This window comes from Streptomyces sp. NPDC048018 (assembly GCF_043202995.1).
Taxonomy (GTDB): domain Bacteria; phylum Actinomycetota; class Actinomycetes; order Streptomycetales; family Streptomycetaceae; genus Streptomyces.
In genome coordinates this window covers 603,092-619,844 of sequence record NZ_JBIDBK010000001.1, presented here as the reverse complement: position 1 = coordinate 619,844, position 16,753 = coordinate 603,092, and the positions used below count along the sequence as shown (strand labels likewise).

Here is a 16,753-nt window from a genome sequence, read left to right as displayed (position 1 = left end):
CTCAGTGCTCCTTGACCAGTTCGGCGTACGGACCGCCCGCGGCCACCAGGTGTTCGTGCCGTCCCCGTTCGACGACCGTGCCCCGGTCGAGGACCAGGATCTCGTCGCTGTCGCGGACGGTGCTCAGCCGGTGGGCGATGACCACGCACGCGCAGCCCCGCCGCCGCAGGTTGTCGATGACCTCCCGCTCGGTCACCGCGTCCAGGGCGCTGGTCACCTCGTCGAGGACCAGCACGCTGGGGTCGCGGACCAGCGCCCGGGCGAGCTCGAGGCGCTGGCGCTGGCCGCCGGAGAAGTTCCGGCCGTCCTGCTCTACCCGGCTGTGGATGCCGCCGGGGCGGCGGGAGACCACGTCCAGGACGGCGGCGTCGGAGAGCGCGGCGACGACCGCCTCGTCGGGGACGGAGGGGTCCCACAGCGCGATGTTGTCGCGGACGGTGCCCTCGAAGAGGAAGACGTCCTGGTCGACGAAGGAGACGGACGCGGCGAGCGCCCCGCGCGGGATGTCCTCGACGCGCATCCCGTCGACGCGGACGGCGCCCTCCCACGGTGCGTAGAGCCCCGCGATGAGCCGGGAGACGGTGGACTTGCCGCTGCCGGAGCCGCCGACGAGGGCGACCTGCTGCCCGGGGCCGACCGCGAGCGAGAACTCCTTCAGGAGCGGGGCGTCGAGCGGGCTGTAGCCGAAGGTGACCCGGTCGAGCTCCACATGGCCGGTGAGGCGGCGCGCGCCGCCGGGGTCGCGCCGGGTGTGCACCGGGTCGACGGGGAAGTTCTCGACGTCCTTGAGCCGGGTGACGTCGGCGGCGAAGTCCTGGATCCGGCCGGCGACGCCGTTGAGACGCGTGATGGGCGCGGTGAAGCCGGTCACGAGGGCCTGGAAGGCGACGAGCAGACCGACCGTCAGATGGCCCTCGACCGCCCGCAGTCCGCCGATCATGAGGATGAGCGCGCTGTTGAGCGCCGCGACGGTGGGTGCGACGACCGCGAGCCACGCGCTCGGCACGCCGAGCCGCTGCTGCACGTCCAGGGTGACCGCGTGCTGCCCCGACCAGCGCCGGAAGAAGCCGCTCTCGCCGCCGGTGGCCTTGATGTTCTCGATGAGCTGCAGCCCGCTGTACGAGGTGTTCGTCAGCCGCGCGCTCTCCGCGCGCAGTTTGCGGGTGCCGGTGGCCCGGACGTGGAGGGTGATCCGCATGGCGACGACGTTGAGCAGCGCGACGCCGATGCCGACGACGGTCAGCTGCGGGTCGTACGTCCACAGCAGCACCGCGTAGAGCAGCACCACCACGGCGTCCACGCCGGCCGCCGACAGGTCGCGGGCCAGCGTCTCGGCGACCGCGTCGTTGGACCGGAGCCGCTGGACCAGGTCGGCCGGGCTGCGCTGCGCGTAGAAGGCGACGGGCAGCCGGAGCAGGTGCCGCAGGAAGCGGGCGCCGCCCAGGGTCGAGGACACGATGCGTCCGCGCAGCAGGTTGGCCTGCTGGAGCGCGGTGAGGGCCGCCGTCAGCACGAGCGCGGTCGCCATCGCCGCGAACAGGGTGCCCAGCAGCGAGGACCGCCCGCCGATGAGGAACATGTCGATGTAGGTGCGGCTGAGGGCCGGCACCCATGCGCCGACCGCCACCAGCAGCAGGCTGGACAGCACGGCCGCGGCCATGGTGCCGGAGGTGCCGCGCAGCCGGCCCGGCACGGCGCCCAGGACGCCCGGCCTGCGGCCGCCGCGCCGGAAGGAGGGGCCCGGTTCCAGGACGAGCACGATGCCGGTGAAGGCCGTGTCGAACTCCTCCATGGGCACGAACCGGCGGCCCTTGCCCGGGTCGTTGATCCACACGCCCCGGCGCCCGAGGCGGCGGCCCATCCCGTCGTAGACGACGTAGTGGTTGAACTCCCAGAACAGCACGGCGGGGGCGGCGACCTCGGCGAGCGCCGCGAGGTCCATCTGCATGCCCTTGGCATGGAGTCCGTAACTCCGGGCGGCCTTGAGCAGGTTGCTGGCGCGCGAGCCGTCCCGCGAGACGCCGCAGGCGATCCGCAGCTCCTCCAGCGGCACGAAGCGGCCGTAGTGCCCGAGCACCATGGCGAGGGCGGCGGCCCCGCACTCGACCGCCTCCATCTGGAGCACGGTGGGGCTGCGCACGGTCCGGGGTCTGCGGCGCGGGATCGAGCGGCCGCGGGGGGCCGGACGGGGCCGGGTGCGGGTGGACTTCTTGCGCGGGTTCACGGGAGCAGCCAGTCGACGGGGCGTTGCGAGGAGAGGTGGACGGAACCGGAGACGGGGGTGCCGGAGTCGACGGCGTACGGGGGGCCGTCCGCGGACGACCAGGCGTAGCCGGACTCGGTGGCCGCGGAGCGCTTCAGGGCCACCAGGACGGCCACCGGGCTGCCCTGCCGGGTGAACTCCGCCGCGAGCCCGTCGTCGCCGAGGAAGCCGCCGATCTGCGCCCGCGTCTGGGGGGCGGTGCCCACGGCCGTGACCCGGGCGCGCAGCACCCCGTACCGGTCGCGGGCGACGGACCGGACGCTCAGGTCGACGGCGGCGCCGGTCCGGATCGAGGAGGCGTCCCCGCCGGCCGGCACGTACAGGACGGCGATCAGCGGGTCGTCGGGGCCGGTGACGCGTTCGACGGTCGCCACGTCGGCGCCGGTGGTCACGACGGTGCCCGTCCGGGCGAAGAGCGCGGTCACCCGTCCGGCGGCGACGGCGCGCACGGGACGGTCGCCCTGCTCGGTGCGGACGACGACGAGCGGCTGCCCGGCGGTCACCGGCCTGCCCTCCGCGACGAGGACCTCGGTGACCTGTCCGGCCACCGGACTCTGCAGCAGATAGCGGCCCTCGGCGTGCGTGAGGATGCCGGGCGCGCTCAGTTCGGAGGTCACGGTGCCGGTGAACGCCCAGTAGGCGGCCACGGCCGTCACGAGGACCGTCACGGCGAGCACGAGCCGGCCCTGCGGGCGCGCGAAGCGCACGGGAAGGTCGAGTTCCTCGGGCGACTGCAGCTTGGAAAGCGCCTTCTGGCGAAACTGCATGGACTGTTCCTTCGACTGCGTTTCCCGCACTGCCGGAATTCCGTCCGCCGCGACACGAATACGGCGGGTGCGGCCGTGAACCCCGGAACGGAAAAGGTCCCGGGTTCACGGCCGCGGCTCACTCAGAGACCGGCGAGGCCGGTGACGACGCCGGCGTTCACCGAGACGCCGGTGATGCCCTGGGCCAGGCCGGGAACGCCGTTGGCGATGCCCTCGACGCCCTGCACGGTCTGCAGCGAGCCGACGGTGCCGAGCAGGTTGGTGACGTCGCCGGTCACGGCGCCGACGAGGCCGCCGTTGACGCTGATGACACCACCGGACACGGCGTCGAGCTCGGTGTCGGCGATCTCACGGGTCTCGAGGTCGTTACGCATGGGAGCGCACCTTTCATCTCATTGGGGGGAATCCGTCTCACGCCGCGGCTGCCCGGCGGGGCTCGGCGACGATGGGGGGAAGCCACCCCTCCGTTTCGCCGCGGCGGGCCAGATCAAAGCACGCGAACACCTGCCCGAGCCAATTCCGTTGACGCCTTTTCAGGGCCGTTTGTGACTCCCCGGTTGCCGGGCGTGCAGCTTGTTTCACCGAATGGCGACAGCTTCTCCTCAGGACCGAGTAACACATTCGCCCGCCCCCGGCACCTCAGGGGAGAAACAGGGCGCACCCGGACGGAAGGGCACCCGCTCCGCACACCGGCGCGGAGCGGCCGGGGAGGGCCGGTCCGCAGTAAGCACACAATGTGCAAGTTCTCGGCAGGCGGCGCCGGGGTCTGCGCGAAGGGTTCACAGCCACCCGGCGCGCTGCGCCTGCAGCGCCATCTGGAAGCGGTTCGCGGCGCCGAGACGCGCCATCAGGATCTGCAGCCGGCGGAACAGCGTGCGCCGGCTGACGCCCAGTTCACGGGCGATGACCTCGTCGCTCGCGCCGCCGGCGAGCAGCCGCAGCAGCCGCCGGTCGGCGGGCGCGAGGCCGGCCGGGCGGGTCGCGCGGCCGTGGAAGGGCAGGGCGTTGTTCCACGACTGCTCGAAGAGGGCCACGAGCGCCGAGAGCAGCCCGCACGGCTGCACCACCAGCATCGTGTTCACCACGTCCGCCTCCCGGATCGACAGCGACACCAGGGCGTACGCGTCATCGATGATCAGCAGCTTCACCGGCACCGAGGGCAGCACCCGGGCCTGCTCGCCCGCCTCGATGCACGGCTCGACGACGTCCTTCAGATGCCCCGGGTGCTCCAGCGACTCCCGGGAGTACACGACACGCTGGGTCACCCCGCGCGCGAGCGTCGCCAGCGCGTCCTCCGTGGCGCCGACCAGGGGCACGTACGGCGGCGACTCGAACTGGCGGATCTGCTCGCGCGCGCTCGCCCACGCGTGCCGCATCCGGCGCCCGATCGCCTCCCCGGTGACGACCTCCACGAGACCGTCGTTGTACGCGGCGAGCCGGTGCCGGCGGAACGACTCGAAGGCGCCGCCCACCGCGATCCGGGACTCCTCCAGCTCCGCCGCACGGTGCCGGGCCAGGATCTCCAGCCCCGCCGCCGGCGGCACCGGCGCCACCACGTCCCCCTCCCCGTCCGCCGCGCTGGCCAGACCGGCGTCCACGAGCTCCGCGTAGGCCGCCGCGAGCGGGGCGCCGGTCACGCCCGCCGCCTCGCCGATCGAACCGAGCGGAGCGGGCGCCCCGTCCAGCAGCGCCAGATAGACCCGGCCCGCGACCCCCTCGATGCCCAGGAGCCGCAGCGCCTCGCCCAGTCTCTCGTTCGTCATGGGTCCATTGTCGGCGCCGTCCGGCCCACCGCGTGTCCGATCAGTGCCACTGGCACTTCCCGGCACCCACGGTCCCCGCCCGCGGCTAGCGTCCCTGCCGACGTGACGGGAACCCACCCGGACGAACACGAAGGGACACGACGTGGCCAAGGGCCGAAAGAACGGTCTGTACGCAGGGATCTCCGACGAGCTGTCCGCGCTCATGCGCACCGGCTGGGCGGACACCGAACGGCACGACCTCACGCTCGACGAGCAGGCCCCCTACGCGGCCCGCCGCCGCGCCGCGCTGTCCGCGCGCTTCCCCGGCGAGCGCCTGGTGATCCCCTCCGGGAACCTCAAGACCCGCTCCAACGACGACACCTACCCCTTCCGGCCCTACTCGGGCTACGTGCACCTCACCGGCGACCAGGCCCGGGACTGCGCCCTCGTCCTCGAACCGCGCGAGGACGGCGGCCACGACGCGTACTGCTACCGACTGCCCCGCGACAGCCGTGACGACGACGAGTTCTGGAGCGGCTACCACGCCGAACTGTGGACCGGCCGCCGCCGCTCCCTCGCGGAGTCCGAGCGCGTCCTCGGCCTGCCCTGCCGCGACATCCGCACCGCGACCCGGGACCTCGCCGCCTCCACCACCCCCACGCGCGTCGTCCGCGGCGTCGACCCGGCCCTGGAAGCCGCCGTCACCACCGAGGAGGGGCGCGACGCCGACCTCGAAGAGGCGCTGAGCGAGCTGCGGCTCGTCAAGGACGCCTGGGAGATCGGCGAGATGCGCAAGGCCGTCGACTCCACCGTGCGCGGCTTCACCGACGCCGTCGCCGAGCTCTCCCGCGCCGTCGACACCTCCGAGCGCTGGATCGAGGGAACCTTCTTCCGCCGCGCCCGCCTGGAGGGCAACTCCGTCGGCTACGGATCGATCTGTGCCGCAGGCGACCACGCCACGATCATGCACTGGACCGACAACGACGGCCCCGTGCGCCCCGGCGACCTGCTCCTCTTCGACGCCGGCGTCGAGACGAACAGCCTCTACACCGCGGACGTCACCCGCACCCTCCCGATCAGCGGCACCTTCACGCCCGTGCAGCGCAAGGTCTACGACGCGGTGTACGAGGCCCAGGAGGCGGGCATGGCCGCCGTGAAGCCCGGCGCCGCCTACCGCGACTTCCACGAGGCCGCCCAGCGCCACCTCGCGGCCCGGCTCGTCGAGTGGGGCTTCCTGGAGGGCCCCGCCGAGCGCGCCTACGCACTCGGCCTCCAGCGCCGCTTCACCATGGCCGGCACCGGCCACATGCTCGGCCTCGACGTCCACGACTGCGCCCAGGCCCGCAACGAGGAGTACGTCGACGCCGTCCTGCAGCCCGGCATGGTGCTCACCGTCGAGCCCGGCCTGTACTTCCAGCCGGACGACCTCACGGTCCCCGAGGAGTGGCGCGGCATCGGTGTCCGCATCGAGGACGACCTGCTCGTCACCGCGGACGGTCACGAGAACCTGTCCGCCGGCCTGCCCCGGTCCTCCGACGAGGTCGAGGCGTGGATGGCCCGGCACGCCGGCTGACCGCGCCCGGTCCCGCGTCCGCGGCGCCGCGCCCACGGGGGGCGCGGCGCCGCGGACGTTCCGCGAATGGACCGGCGCAGGGGCGGGAGTTAATGTCGTTACATAGGCCATAGGTGCGCCGACGCTCCCGCGGTCAGGCATTTCTGCCGGCCTCCAGGCCCCGCGGTGCAGGCTCGAGGGCGCGCGGAAGGAGCCTGCAATGACCCGTACAGTGCGCGCGGCGATCGCCGTCGCGGGAACCGCGATCCTGTCCCTCGGCGTGGTCGCCACGAGCGGCGTCGCCCAGTCGGCGTCGAACTCGGCCCAGCGGCAGACCATCAAGATCGGGCTGCTGCTGCCGGAGAGCAAGACCACCCGGTACGAGAAGTTCGACAAGCCCTACATCGAGCAGAAGATCCAGGAACTGGCCCCCGGTGCCCAAGTCGACTACTACAACGCCGCCGAGAGCGCGACCACCCAGCAACAACAGGTGAACACCGCGCTCGCCAAGGGCGACAAGGTCCTCATCCTGGACGCCGTGGACGCCAAGTCGATCCAGTCCTCCGTGGAGAAGGCCAACCAGGCCGGAGTGAAGGTCGTCGCCTACGACCGCCTCGCCCAGGGCCCGGTCGACTCCTATGTCTCGTACGACAACCACAAGGTCGGCGAACTGCAGGGCAAGGCCCTGCTCGACGCGCTCGGCGGCAAGGCCAAGTCCGGCGTGATCGTGATGCACAACGGCTCGCCCACGGACCCGAACGCGGCCGACTTCAAGGCCGGCGCGCACTCCGTACTCGACGGCAAGGTGAAGATCGGCAAGGAGTACGACACCCCGAACTGGGACCCGAACAACGCCAACCAGCAGATGTCCGGTGCCATCAGCGCGCTCGGCAAGGACAAGATCGTCGGTGTCTACTCCGCCAACGACGGCCTCGCGGCCGGCATCTCCACCGCGCTCAAGGCAGCCGGCATGAACGTGCCGCTGACCGGACAGGACGCCCAACTGGACGCCATCCAGCGCATCCTGATCGGTGACCAGACCATCACGATCATGAAGCCGTACAAGCCCGAGGCCGACATCGCCGCCCAGATGGCCGTCAACTTCGCCGAGGGCAAGCCGCTTCCGAAGGACCTCGTCCCCCTCACCGTCACCAACGGCAGCGGAAACAAGGTCCCGGCCAACCTGCTGACCCCGGTCGTCGTCGACAAGACCAACATCGGCGACACCGTCGTCAAGGACGGCCTCTACACGGTCGACGAGATCTGCACGCCGACGTACGCGGCCGCCTGCAAGCAGGCCGGGCTCCAGTAACCGGCCCGTAAGGGCCCCGGGAACGGGTCGGAGGCGGTTGCGGTGCCGGAAGCACCTGTGCTGTCGCTGCGGGGGATCTCCAAACGGTTCGGCGCGGTCCAAGCCCTGTCGGACCTCGACCTGGAGGTCCACGCCGGTGAGGTCGTCGCCCTGGTCGGCGACAACGGCGCCGGCAAGTCGACCGCCGTCAAGGCGATCGCCGGGGTGAATCCGCCCGACGGCGGGGTCATCGAATGGCAGGGAAAGCCGGTCTCCATCAACCGGCCCCACGATGCCCAGCACCTCGGCATCGCCACCGTCTACCAGGACCTCGCGCTGTGCGACAACCTCGACGTGGTCGGCAATCTCTTCCTCGGCCGCGAACTGCGCCGCTTCGGCGTGCTCGACGAGGTCCGCATGGAGCAGCGCTCCCGCGAACTCCTGGAGACGCTGTCCATCCGCATCCCCAGCGTCCGCATCCCGGTCGCCTCCCTGTCCGGCGGCCAGCGCCAGACGGTGGCCATCGCCCGCTCCCTCATCGGCGACCCCAAGGTCGTCATCCTGGACGAGCCCACCGCCGCGCTGGGCGTCGAGCAGACCGCCGAGGTCCTCGACCTGGTCGAACGCCTCCGCGAGCACGGCCTGGGGACCATCCTCATCAGCCACAACATGGTGGACGTGATGGCCGTCGCCGACACCATCGCGGTGCTGCGGCTGGGGCGCAACAACGGCGTCTTCGACAAACGCGCCACCAGTACCGAGGAGATCATCTCCGCCATCACCGGAGCCGGCGAGAGCGCCGTGACCCGGCGCCAGGCCCGGATCCGGGAACAGCGGCAGGCCCGCGGGGAGGAGGAGTGATGAGCGGTGACCGGAGGAGCGGCGCACCCGGCGACCCCGGTGGCCCGTCCGACCAGCGGGCCGCGCCCGAGGCCGTACCGGCCGTCGACAGCCGGCTGATCGTCCGCGAGGAGGGCTTCCGCGGCTACCTCGGCGAGTTCCGGCGCAAGCTGCGCAGCGGCGAGCTGGGCTCCCTGCCGGTCGTCGTCGCCATCGCCATCATCTGGACCGTCTTCGGCAGCCTCGACAGCACCTTCCTCTCGGCCCAGAACCTCTCCGACCTGAGTCAGCAGATCGTCGGCACCGGCATGATCGCCGTCGGCATCGTCTTCGTCCTGCTGCTCGGCGAGATCGACCTCTCCGTCGGCTCCGTGAGCGGACTGTGCGCTGCCATCTTCGCCGTGCTCAACGTCCTCAACGGCATGAACGAATGGCTCGCGCTGCTCGTCGCCATCGCCGGGGGAGCCGCCGTCGGACTCATCCAGGGCTTCTTCTTCGCCAAGGTGGGCGTGCCCGCCTTCGTCGTCACCCTGGCCGGCAACCTCTTCTGGAACGGGCTCATGCTCCAGGTGCTCGGCAGCACCGGCACCGTCAACATCCCCAGCGAGAGCATCGTCTCCAAGCTCTACTCGACCATCTTCCACAGCCCCGCCACCGCCTACGTCGCCGCCGGCGTGGGGGTCGGACTCTTCCTGCTCGCCTCGCTCCAGGACGCCCGGCGCCGGCAGACGGCCCACGTGCCGTTCCGGCCGATCGCCGAGATCGTGCTGCGCACGGTCCTCATCGGCGCCATCGCCTTCGCCGCCGCCTACATCCTCAACCAGTACCAGGGGCTGCCGCTCGCCCTGCTGATCTTCCTGATCCTGCTGGTCGTCCTCGACTTCGTGCTGCGGCGCACCCGTTACGGCCGGCAGATCTTCGCGGTCGGCGGCAACATCGAGGGCGCCCGGCGGGCCGGCATCAGCGTGGCCTTCGTCCGGATGAGCGTCTTCACCATCGCCGGGACCATGGCCGCGGTGGGCGGCATCTTCCTCGCCGGCCAGATCCAGTCGGCCAGCCAGACCTCCGGCGGCGGCAACCTCCTGATGAACGTCATCGCCGCGGCGGTCATCGGCGGCACGAGCCTCTTCGGCGGCCGCGGCTCGGTCTGGTCCGCCCTGCTCGGCGCCCTCGTGATCGGCTCCATCCAGTCCGGCATGAACATCATGGGCGTCAGCAACGCCGTCCAGTTCATGATCACCGGCGCGGTGCTGCTCGCCGCGGTGGTCGTCGACTCCCTGTCCCGCCGCAGCCAGAAGGCCGCGGGGCGCGCCTGATCCCGCTCGGAGGCACGACCCGCGACCCCGGGCGGCCGGAGCGCCCGCCCGGGGTCGCTCCGGTCGCCGCTCGGCGTCGCTACGGCTGCTGGAACCGCACCTCCGGATGGGTGGCGCTCGGCCCCGTCAGCAGCGGCTGGGGGACGCCCTTCAGGTGCTCGTCGAAGAACGCGGCGAGATAGGCGCGCGTCACGGCCGACGCCCGGTCCGCCGGGATGGGCCCGGCGGGCAGCCCGAAGTGGTGCTGGATCACCGGAGCGTCCGAGAACGTGAAGTGGTCGGCGCCCGCGACCGTCAGCCAGCGCTTCCAGCCGTCCAGTGCCCGCCAGGTGGTGTCCCAGGTGGCGTCCTCGCCACCCGGGCGGTGGGTCTCGTCGTCCGTGCCCAGGAAGAGGAAGGGACGCCCGCCCAGGCCACCGGCCGGCAGAGTGTCCCAGAAGGCGCCGTCCATGTTCACGCCTGCGTCGATCCGCCGGTCCGCGAGCATCGCCGTCGCGGCGCTCGCGCCGCCGATCGAGTGCCCCGCCATGCCGATCCGGGTCCGGTCGATCGTCCGCGCGTAGGCCCAGGACGGGCGGGCACCGGTCAGCCGGTCGAGCACGAAGCGCACGTCCGCCGCCCGCGCCGCGGTGACGTCCCCGCCCTTCGCCCGGCCGTCCTCCAGGGCCTCGCAGGCCACACAGGTGAGGACCCGCCCGCCCGGCACCGAGGTGCCCGAGGTCTCGTAGGCGTGGTCGACCGAGGCGACGACGTAGCCGCGCGAGGCGAGGTCGACGGCCAGGTTCGTGAGCGTGAAGCGCGGCACCCCGAACCCGGGCGAGAGGATCACCAGCGGATGCCTCCCCGGAGCCGGCCGTACGTCCCGGGTGCTGTACGTGCCCATGCCGGCCAGCGCGCGCACCGACGCCGGGTCCGTGACGCCGACGCCCTTCAGGACCAGCCGCGCCTCCTCCTCGGTCGCGTACGGAGCGGACGGCCCGTGCCCCTTGCGGGACGAGGGGTAGTGCAGCGTCACCATGAGCTCGCGTCCGTCGGCCCCGGGGACCCAGGGGTCGGGCCGGGAGCGGTCGACGAGATGGAGCACGGAGGTCCCCACGCCGAGCTTCCCGGTGGGCGCCGGAAGCTCGAGTCGGCCGACGGAGGCGGGAGCGGCGGCCGAGGCGGGGGAGCCGGGTGAGGCGGTGACGGGGACGGAGGAACGGAAGGCGGTGGCGGCGGGCGCCGCAGGGCTCGCCGCCGTCGCGGGCAGGGCGGTCGCGGGTAACACGACCGCGCAGGCGAGAAGGGCGGCCGCGGCCGCACGAGTCAGTTTGACCATGCCCAGGACGCTACGGCGGGCGCCGGGCGACCCGCGTCAGACCACGGTCGGAACCCCTGCCGTCCGGGTAGCCCCGAAGGCGGACGCCGCCGTACCCCTCATGGCGCGTGAGCGGTGCGATCGGGTGCTCCGGCCGCCGTCTGCGGATGCGGCCCGCCGCGCGGTCCGGGATCCTGTACGGGACAGGGGGGCCACTCTAGGAGGGCCGCGATGTCCGTGATGGACAAGCTCAAGCAGATGCTCAAGGGCCATGAGGAGCAGGCCGGCAAGGGCGTCGACAAGGCCGGCGACCTCGTCGACGAGAAGACGCAGGGCAAGTACAGCGGGCAGGTCGACACGGCCCAGGACAGGCTCAAGGACCAGATGGGCGGATCGGCGCCGCGGCCTCCGGAGGAGCCTCCGCAGCGGTGATCCGGGACGCCGCCCCACGACGGTGCTCCTCACCCTCCGTGGAGGGTGAGGAGCACCGGCGTGTTCACCTCGTCGCCGTCCGGCGCCCGCCCGCGCGCGTGCTCTCCTCAAGGGCGTCGACGATCGCCGCCGCGAAGGCGTCCAGGTCGGCCGGGCGGCGGGAGGTGATCAGCGTATGGCCGCCCGAGCGGTCGACGACGACCTGCCGGTCGTGCCAGCTCGCCCCGGCGTTCTCCAGGTCCGTGCGCAGCGAGGGGTACGAGGTGAGGTCGCGGCCGCCTGCGACACCGCTCTCCAGCAGGAGCCAGGGGCCGTGGCAGATCGCGGCGACCGGTTTGCCGGCGTCCGCGAAGGCGGCGACCAGGCGTTGCGCCGTCACGTCGGTGCGCAGCCGGTCGGCGTTCACCGTGCCGCCCGGCACGACGACGGCGTCGTACTCCTCGGCGTCGGCCTTTTCGAGGGTCGTGTCCGGTTCGACGACGAGGCCCGGCCGGCGGTCGGAGACCACGGTGAGCACGGGCTCGTGGCGCCGCGCCGCGACCGTGACGCGGGCGCCCGCCGCCCGCAGGTGTTCCATCGGTCTGCGCAGCTCGTCCTGCTCGGTGCCGTAGTTCGTCGTCAGGAAGAGGATGTTCGTCCCGTCCAGCGTCACGTTCGTCGCTCCTTCGGTGCCCGCGCGTCAGTGGCCCAGTGACCGCTTCAGCTCGGCTTTGTTCATCCGGGACCGGCCGTGCAGATTCCGCCGTCGGGCCTCCGCGTACAGCTGGTCGTAGGTGGGTCCCTGCGAGCCGCTGTGCGAGCGCAGTCCGCCGCGGCGCGAGGAGGACATGTCCTGGAGGGAACTCCGGGAGGCGGTCTTGGACTCGCCGGCGCGGGCGCGCTCCTTGTTCACGGTGCGGGCCGCGATCTCCTCCGCGCGGTCGGTGCTCTCACCCCGCTCCAGGGCGCTCTCCTTGATGTGCTCGTACTGGCGTTCGCGTTTGGCGTTCGATCCGCGGGGCATCTCCCGGTCCTTCCGACGGCGGGTGGCCTTCTCTCGACCGCTGCCCCGACCGGCCCGGTTCATGCGGGCCAGGGTGTCAAAGTGGTGCAAATCGGGAATCATGGTTAATGGACGCTGGACAGACGGACCCCCGTCGCCACCCGGGCGGCCAAGGTCCGTCGCCACCGTCGGAGGAGCCTCATGTCCCCCCACACCGGCCGTTCCCCTTCCGCTCTCCCCACCTCGGGGGCCGCGGTGCGGCGCGACGCGTTGCACGGCCTGCCCGAGATCGACCGGCCGACGCAGGTCTCCACGGACGACGCCCAGACGCTGTCCGCCGCCCTGCTGACCCGGCTGCGGGAACTGGACCCGGGCACCCCCGAGCACGCCTACGTACGCAACACCCTGGTGGAGCTCAACGTGAGCCTGGTGCGGTTCGCCGCTCGCCGGTTCCGGAACCGGCCAGAGCAGCGGGAGGACATCGTCCAGGTCGGCACGATCGGCCTGATCAAGGCGATCGACCGCTTCGACCCGGACCGCGGCATCGAGTTCTCCGCTTTCGCGCTGCCGACCGTCGTCGGCGAGATGAAACGATTCTTCCGGGACACCAGCTGGGCCGTCAGGGTCCCCCGGCGCCTCCAGGAGCTCCGGATCGACCTGGCCAAGGCGGGCGACACCCTGGAACAGCGGCTCGGCCACCGCCCCACCCGCGCCGAGGTCGCCGCGCACCTCCACCTGCCCGAGGACCGGGTGGCCGAGGCCGAACTGGCCGCCCGCGGCTACACCGCGCGCTCCCTGGACGTCACCGCGACCGACGAGGGCGCCCCCCCGCAGTCCGGGCTGCGCCGCCTCGCGACGGCGGAACCCTCGTACGAGCTCATCGAGGACCTCACCTCGCTCAAGCCGCTCATCGCCCGCCTCGACGAGCGCGACCGGCGCATCCTGGTCCTCCGCTTCGGCGAGGACCTGACCCAGGCCGAGATAGGCGAGCGCGTCGGTCTGTCCCAGATGCACATCTCCCGTCTGCTCACCCGCATCCTCGCCGAACTCCGCGAGGGGTTGCTCGCCGACGCGGACGACGGTTCCGTGACCGGCGCGGGCGACGACGCCGATCCCGCGGCCGCCGCGAACGACAGCTGACCGGGAACGACAGCCGACCAGGCCAGGTCCCCCCGCTTCCGGTGCTTCCCGTGCCGGAAGCGGAGCCGTCTCCGGAGCAGGGGTGTACGGGGACCGGGACACCGTGGCACCCGGCACGGGGCATCGGAGGCTCGGAGCCGGGGACCGCGGGTACCGGGACCGGACGCCGGAGCGGGGACACGCCGCGTGCCGGCCGGCACGTCCCTTCTGTCGCGCATTCCGCCACAGAAGTCACGCGCGGGGCGTCACGCCGCCGCCGACGGCGGCACCGTGCGCGCACCCGCCCCCGGCGCGGACCCGGCGGGCCCGTACGCGCGGGGCGCCCGCGGCGGGGCCGGCTGGTGCTGCACCACGAGACGGTGGTGCTCCGCCGCCAGCTCGCGGCCGTCGGCGTCGGTGAAACGGCCGGACACCTCGTACACACCGCAATGCGCCCGGCCCACCGGCAGGCGTTCCGGGGGCAGCCGGACCTCGTACGGGCCGCCGGGCCGGAAGCCGCCGAGGAGGGTTCGGGTGCTCCCCAGCACGCCGCCGTCCCATTCGCGGGTGTCCTCGTAGGTCAGGCCGTCGATCTCCCGGCCCAGCCGGAAGGTCAGTCCCAGACTGACCACCGACCCCTCGGGAATCACCAGGGGCTCCCGCCCCTCGGTGTCCTGGAGGGGCACTTCGACGCGCCCCAGCTCCTCCGTGTGCAGGCAGACGTCCAGAAGTTCGAAGTCCTTCTCGACCCGGTCGTCGTTCACGACGGGTCACCGCCTTTCGGAACGGGGGCGGTGCACCGGGCCGGGCTCGGCCGGCCGCGGAGGGCGCAAGGCGTCTACGGCGAGTCTACGGCGATCCGGGTCCCGTGGGCGATCATCCGCGGCTGCCCGCGCCGCGCAGCGGGACCGGAGCACCCCCACCTCGGGTCGGGCCCGGGGCTACATGTGGCCCGGGGGTACGGGATCAGGGGGCCCAGGGTCGCCCGGAGGGGCGCCCGGGAGGTCCGGGGCCGCCGGGGGTTCCGGAGACGCGTGCGGAGGGTGGGCCGGCGCGTCGCCGGGCCGGAGCCTGCCGCGCCACGCGCCGGTGGCCCGGTCGCGGCCCTCCATGAACTGCTTGAACCGGTACAGGTCGCCCTCCACGCGGCTGTCCACCATGCCCAGCGCGGCTCCGGCCCTCTGGACCAGGCCCTGCGGCTCGACGTCCATCGTCAGGCTCACCCTGGTGTGGTCGTCGTCGACGCGCCGGAAGGTCACCACGCCCCGCTGCCGTACGTCACCGCCGACCGTGCGCCACGAGATCCGCTCGTCCGGGAGCTGGTCGACGATCTCCGTGTCGAACTCGCGGGTCACCCCGGCGATTCTGGTGCGCCAGTGGCAGAGCCGGTCGTCCAGCTGCCGGACCTCCTCCACGCCGTCCATGAAGCGGGGGAACTCCTCGAACTGGGTCCACTGGTCGTAGACCTGCCGGAGGGGAGCCTCGACCTCGATCGTGTCGTGCACCATCGCGCGTCATCTCCCTCGGTGGTCACCTGCGCCGTCGGCAGCGCGGATACCCGTGAGCCCCTGCCGTAACCGTCACGGCCCGAGTCCTGCCCCCTCTCGCTCTCGGCGGGGCGGGCACCCCGGCCCGTCACACGCCGAGGGGGCGGACAGTGGTGTCGGCCATGTCCCCGGCCCGTCACCCGCCGCCGGCCGTGTCGCCGGCCGTCTGCCCGCCCGGCACCCCGCCCGTCTGCCCGCCCGGCCCCCCGCCCGTCTGCCCGCCCGGCACCCCGACCGGGTCCCCCGAGGACGCCACCGGGGTTCCGGAGCGCCGCCGGAGCCATGCGCCCGCGGCGACGCCGAGGCCCGCCGTCGCGTAGGCGGCCGTCACCGCCGCGCCCCCGGCACATGCCCCCGCGAGATAGGCGACCGCCCCGGCCATGGCGACGCCCAGCCACTCCCACCGGCCGTCGAGCGCCACGAGCGCGACGAGTAGCAGGGCGTACCAGGAATAGCCGGGCGTCAGGAGCAGGAACGCCGCGCCGATCGTCAGCAGGGCACCCTGCCAGGGCCGTTCGGGGTCACCGCGCACGACGACCCGCACGGCCACCGCCGCCAGGCACAGCAGCGCGGCGGGCAGCGCCCAGGCATCGGGCAGCACGAGCCGCAGCAACGCGTAGCGCCCGCCCGCGCCGGCGTCGTCGTAGCCCTCCTCCTGCGCGTACCCGCCCAGATAGCCCAGGACGGAGCCGTCGGACCACAGCACGTACGGCGCGTACAGCGCCGCGACCGTGACCGCCGCAGACCCGAGGACCGTCAGCGCCGTACGGGGCTTCCGCACGCCGGACAGCGCCCCCGGCACCAGCAGCGCCGGCAGCAGCTTCGCCGCGACGGCCAGACCGAGCAGCACCCCGCCCCACAGCCGCCGCCGTGCCACGACCACCAGTGCCGCCACGGACAGGAGCACCGCCAGCACGTCGACATGGGCGTTGTTCACCCCCTCCACCGGCACCGCCGGGCACCACGCCCACCACGCCGCCCGCCGCGGATCGCCCCGCCGCCGCAGGACGACGACCAGCAGGGCACTGACGGAGAGGGACAGCAGTGCGCCGCCGGCCTGGAGCGCCTTGTGCCGCACGCCCGGCGGCGAGAGCCGGTGGACGAGGAGGAACCAGCCCTCCGCGGCCGGCGGGTAGACGGTGTGGACGCCGGGCCGGTTGATCCGGGTGCACAGCCCGCCGCCGAGCGCGGACAGGTCGGCGCCGTGCGCACACCCGGCCCTGTCGGGGAAGAGCCAGCCGTCCCGCAGCCCGAGGAGCGCGGGGTCCGCGGGCGCGTGGTCGTAGGGGGAGATCCCGGCGGCCTGCACCCGCCCGTCCCACGCATAGCGAAACGAGTCCGTGCTGGTCCGCGGCGGCGCCACGAGGCCCGTGAGCGTGACCAGGACCGCCCCGGCGAGGACCGACGGCACGACGGCCCAGGCCGGCACCCGGCGCAGGACCACCACCGCCGCGCCGAAGAGCAGCCAGGCGACGGCATAGGGCCCCAGGAACGCGGCCCCGCGGTCCCCGCCGCGGAGCAGCGCCACGAGCGCGGTGACCAGGGCGGCGAGCAGGGACGCGGTGAGGGCGACGATGCGGGCGGGGTGGGTCATGGGCGCAGCCT

The 16,753-nt window shown here is 73.1% G+C and carries 16 protein-coding genes; 6 read left to right on the top strand and 10 right to left on the bottom strand.

Going from position 1 to position 16,753, the window contains the following annotated elements:
* Nucleotide 1: 1 nt before the first annotated feature.
* The 4 genes from ACGF1Z_RS02820 to ACGF1Z_RS02805 all read right to left on the bottom strand — a co-directional run bounded on the left by ACGF1Z_RS02820 (nt 2) and on the right by ACGF1Z_RS02805 (nt 4,793).
* A complete protein-coding gene (locus ACGF1Z_RS02820; RefSeq protein WP_393000286.1) occupies nt 2–2,164 on the bottom strand; it encodes an NHLP family bacteriocin export ABC transporter peptidase/permease/ATPase subunit in 2,163 nt (720 codons plus the stop codon).
* Between the two features lie 56 nt (nt 2,165–2,220).
* A complete protein-coding gene (locus tag ACGF1Z_RS02815; RefSeq protein ID WP_392999168.1) occupies nt 2,221–3,030 on the bottom strand; it encodes an HlyD family efflux transporter periplasmic adaptor subunit in 810 nt (269 codons plus the stop codon).
* 122 nt (nt 3,031–3,152) lie between these two features.
* On the bottom strand, nt 3,153–3,404 hold the full coding sequence (locus ACGF1Z_RS02810) for a hypothetical protein (protein ID WP_376636818.1): 252 nt from the start codon (nt 3,402–3,404) through the stop codon (nt 3,153–3,155).
* 405 nt (nt 3,405–3,809) lie between these two features.
* Complete coding sequence (locus ACGF1Z_RS02805) at nt 3,810–4,793, bottom strand: LuxR family transcriptional regulator (RefSeq protein ID WP_392999165.1); 984 nt, start codon at nt 4,791–4,793, stop codon at nt 3,810–3,812.
* 142 nt (nt 4,794–4,935) lie between these two features.
* Between ACGF1Z_RS02805 and ACGF1Z_RS02800 the strand changes: the two genes are divergently transcribed.
* From ACGF1Z_RS02800 to ACGF1Z_RS02785, 4 genes are all read left to right on the top strand, one after another.
* A complete protein-coding gene (locus tag ACGF1Z_RS02800; RefSeq protein WP_392999163.1) occupies nt 4,936–6,345 on the top strand; it encodes an aminopeptidase P family protein in 1,410 nt (469 codons plus the stop codon).
* A 199-nt stretch (nt 6,346–6,544) separates the two neighbouring features.
* Nucleotides 6,545–7,636, top strand: coding sequence for a substrate-binding domain-containing protein (locus tag ACGF1Z_RS02795; RefSeq protein ID WP_392999161.1), 1,092 nt, complete (start codon nt 6,545–6,547; stop codon nt 7,634–7,636).
* Between the two features lie 42 nt (nt 7,637–7,678).
* Nucleotides 7,679–8,476, top strand: coding sequence for an ATP-binding cassette domain-containing protein (locus ACGF1Z_RS02790; RefSeq protein WP_392999159.1), 798 nt, complete (start codon nt 7,679–7,681; stop codon nt 8,474–8,476).
* The gene (locus ACGF1Z_RS02785; RefSeq protein WP_392999157.1) at nt 8,476–9,771 is read left to right on the top strand and encodes a sugar ABC transporter permease; all 1,296 of its coding nucleotides are present in this window, start codon (nt 8,476–8,478) and stop codon (nt 9,769–9,771) included. The genes ACGF1Z_RS02790 and ACGF1Z_RS02785 overlap by 1 nt, the downstream gene beginning before the upstream one ends.
* 79 nt (nt 9,772–9,850) lie before the next feature.
* On the opposite strand, the gene ACGF1Z_RS02780 is transcribed toward ACGF1Z_RS02785, so the two are convergent.
* Complete coding sequence (locus tag ACGF1Z_RS02780; protein ID WP_392999155.1) at nt 9,851–11,089, bottom strand: alpha/beta hydrolase family protein; 1,239 nt, start codon at nt 11,087–11,089, stop codon at nt 9,851–9,853.
* 210 nt (nt 11,090–11,299) lie between these two features.
* Between ACGF1Z_RS02780 and ACGF1Z_RS02775 the strand changes: the two genes are divergently transcribed.
* Nucleotides 11,300–11,500: an antitoxin gene (locus tag ACGF1Z_RS02775; protein ID WP_392999153.1), complete on the top strand. Its 201-nt coding sequence runs from the start codon at nt 11,300–11,302 to the stop codon at nt 11,498–11,500.
* Nucleotides 11,501–11,564: 64 nt separating this feature from the next.
* Here the strand turns inward: ACGF1Z_RS02775 and ACGF1Z_RS02770 are convergent, their stop codons facing one another.
* Both ACGF1Z_RS02770 and ACGF1Z_RS02765 read right to left on the bottom strand, forming a co-directional pair.
* Nucleotides 11,565–12,152, bottom strand: a complete 588-nt coding sequence (locus tag ACGF1Z_RS02770) for a type 1 glutamine amidotransferase domain-containing protein (RefSeq protein WP_392999151.1) — start codon at nt 12,150–12,152, stop codon at nt 11,565–11,567.
* A 27-nt stretch (nt 12,153–12,179) separates the two neighbouring features.
* Nucleotides 12,180–12,503 carry a plasmid stabilization protein gene (locus ACGF1Z_RS02765; RefSeq protein ID WP_392999149.1) on the bottom strand — a complete coding sequence of 108 codons (324 nt, stop codon included), beginning with the start codon at nt 12,501–12,503 and terminating at the stop codon, nt 12,180–12,182.
* A gap of 180 nt (nt 12,504–12,683) precedes the next feature.
* Here ACGF1Z_RS02765 and ACGF1Z_RS02760 point away from each other — a divergent pair, with 180 nt between their 5' ends.
* Complete coding sequence (locus tag ACGF1Z_RS02760; RefSeq protein WP_392999147.1) at nt 12,684–13,622, top strand: SigB/SigF/SigG family RNA polymerase sigma factor; 939 nt, start codon at nt 12,684–12,686, stop codon at nt 13,620–13,622.
* Nucleotides 13,623–13,867: 245 nt separating this feature from the next.
* Here the strand turns inward: ACGF1Z_RS02760 and ACGF1Z_RS02755 are convergent, their stop codons facing one another.
* The 3 genes from ACGF1Z_RS02755 to ACGF1Z_RS02745 form a co-directional block, all read right to left on the bottom strand.
* The gene (locus tag ACGF1Z_RS02755; protein ID WP_392999145.1) at nt 13,868–14,365 is read right to left on the bottom strand and encodes a hypothetical protein; all 498 of its coding nucleotides are present in this window, start codon (nt 14,363–14,365) and stop codon (nt 13,868–13,870) included.
* Nucleotides 14,366–14,542: 177 nt separating this feature from the next.
* Nucleotides 14,543–15,109, bottom strand: a complete 567-nt coding sequence (locus tag ACGF1Z_RS02750; protein WP_392999143.1) for an SRPBCC family protein — start codon at nt 15,107–15,109, stop codon at nt 14,543–14,545.
* 175 nt (nt 15,110–15,284) lie between these two features.
* On the bottom strand, nt 15,285–16,742 hold the full coding sequence (locus ACGF1Z_RS02745) for a glycosyltransferase 87 family protein (protein ID WP_392999140.1): 1,458 nt from the start codon (nt 16,740–16,742) through the stop codon (nt 15,285–15,287).
* Nucleotides 16,743–16,753: the final 11 nt, after the last annotated feature.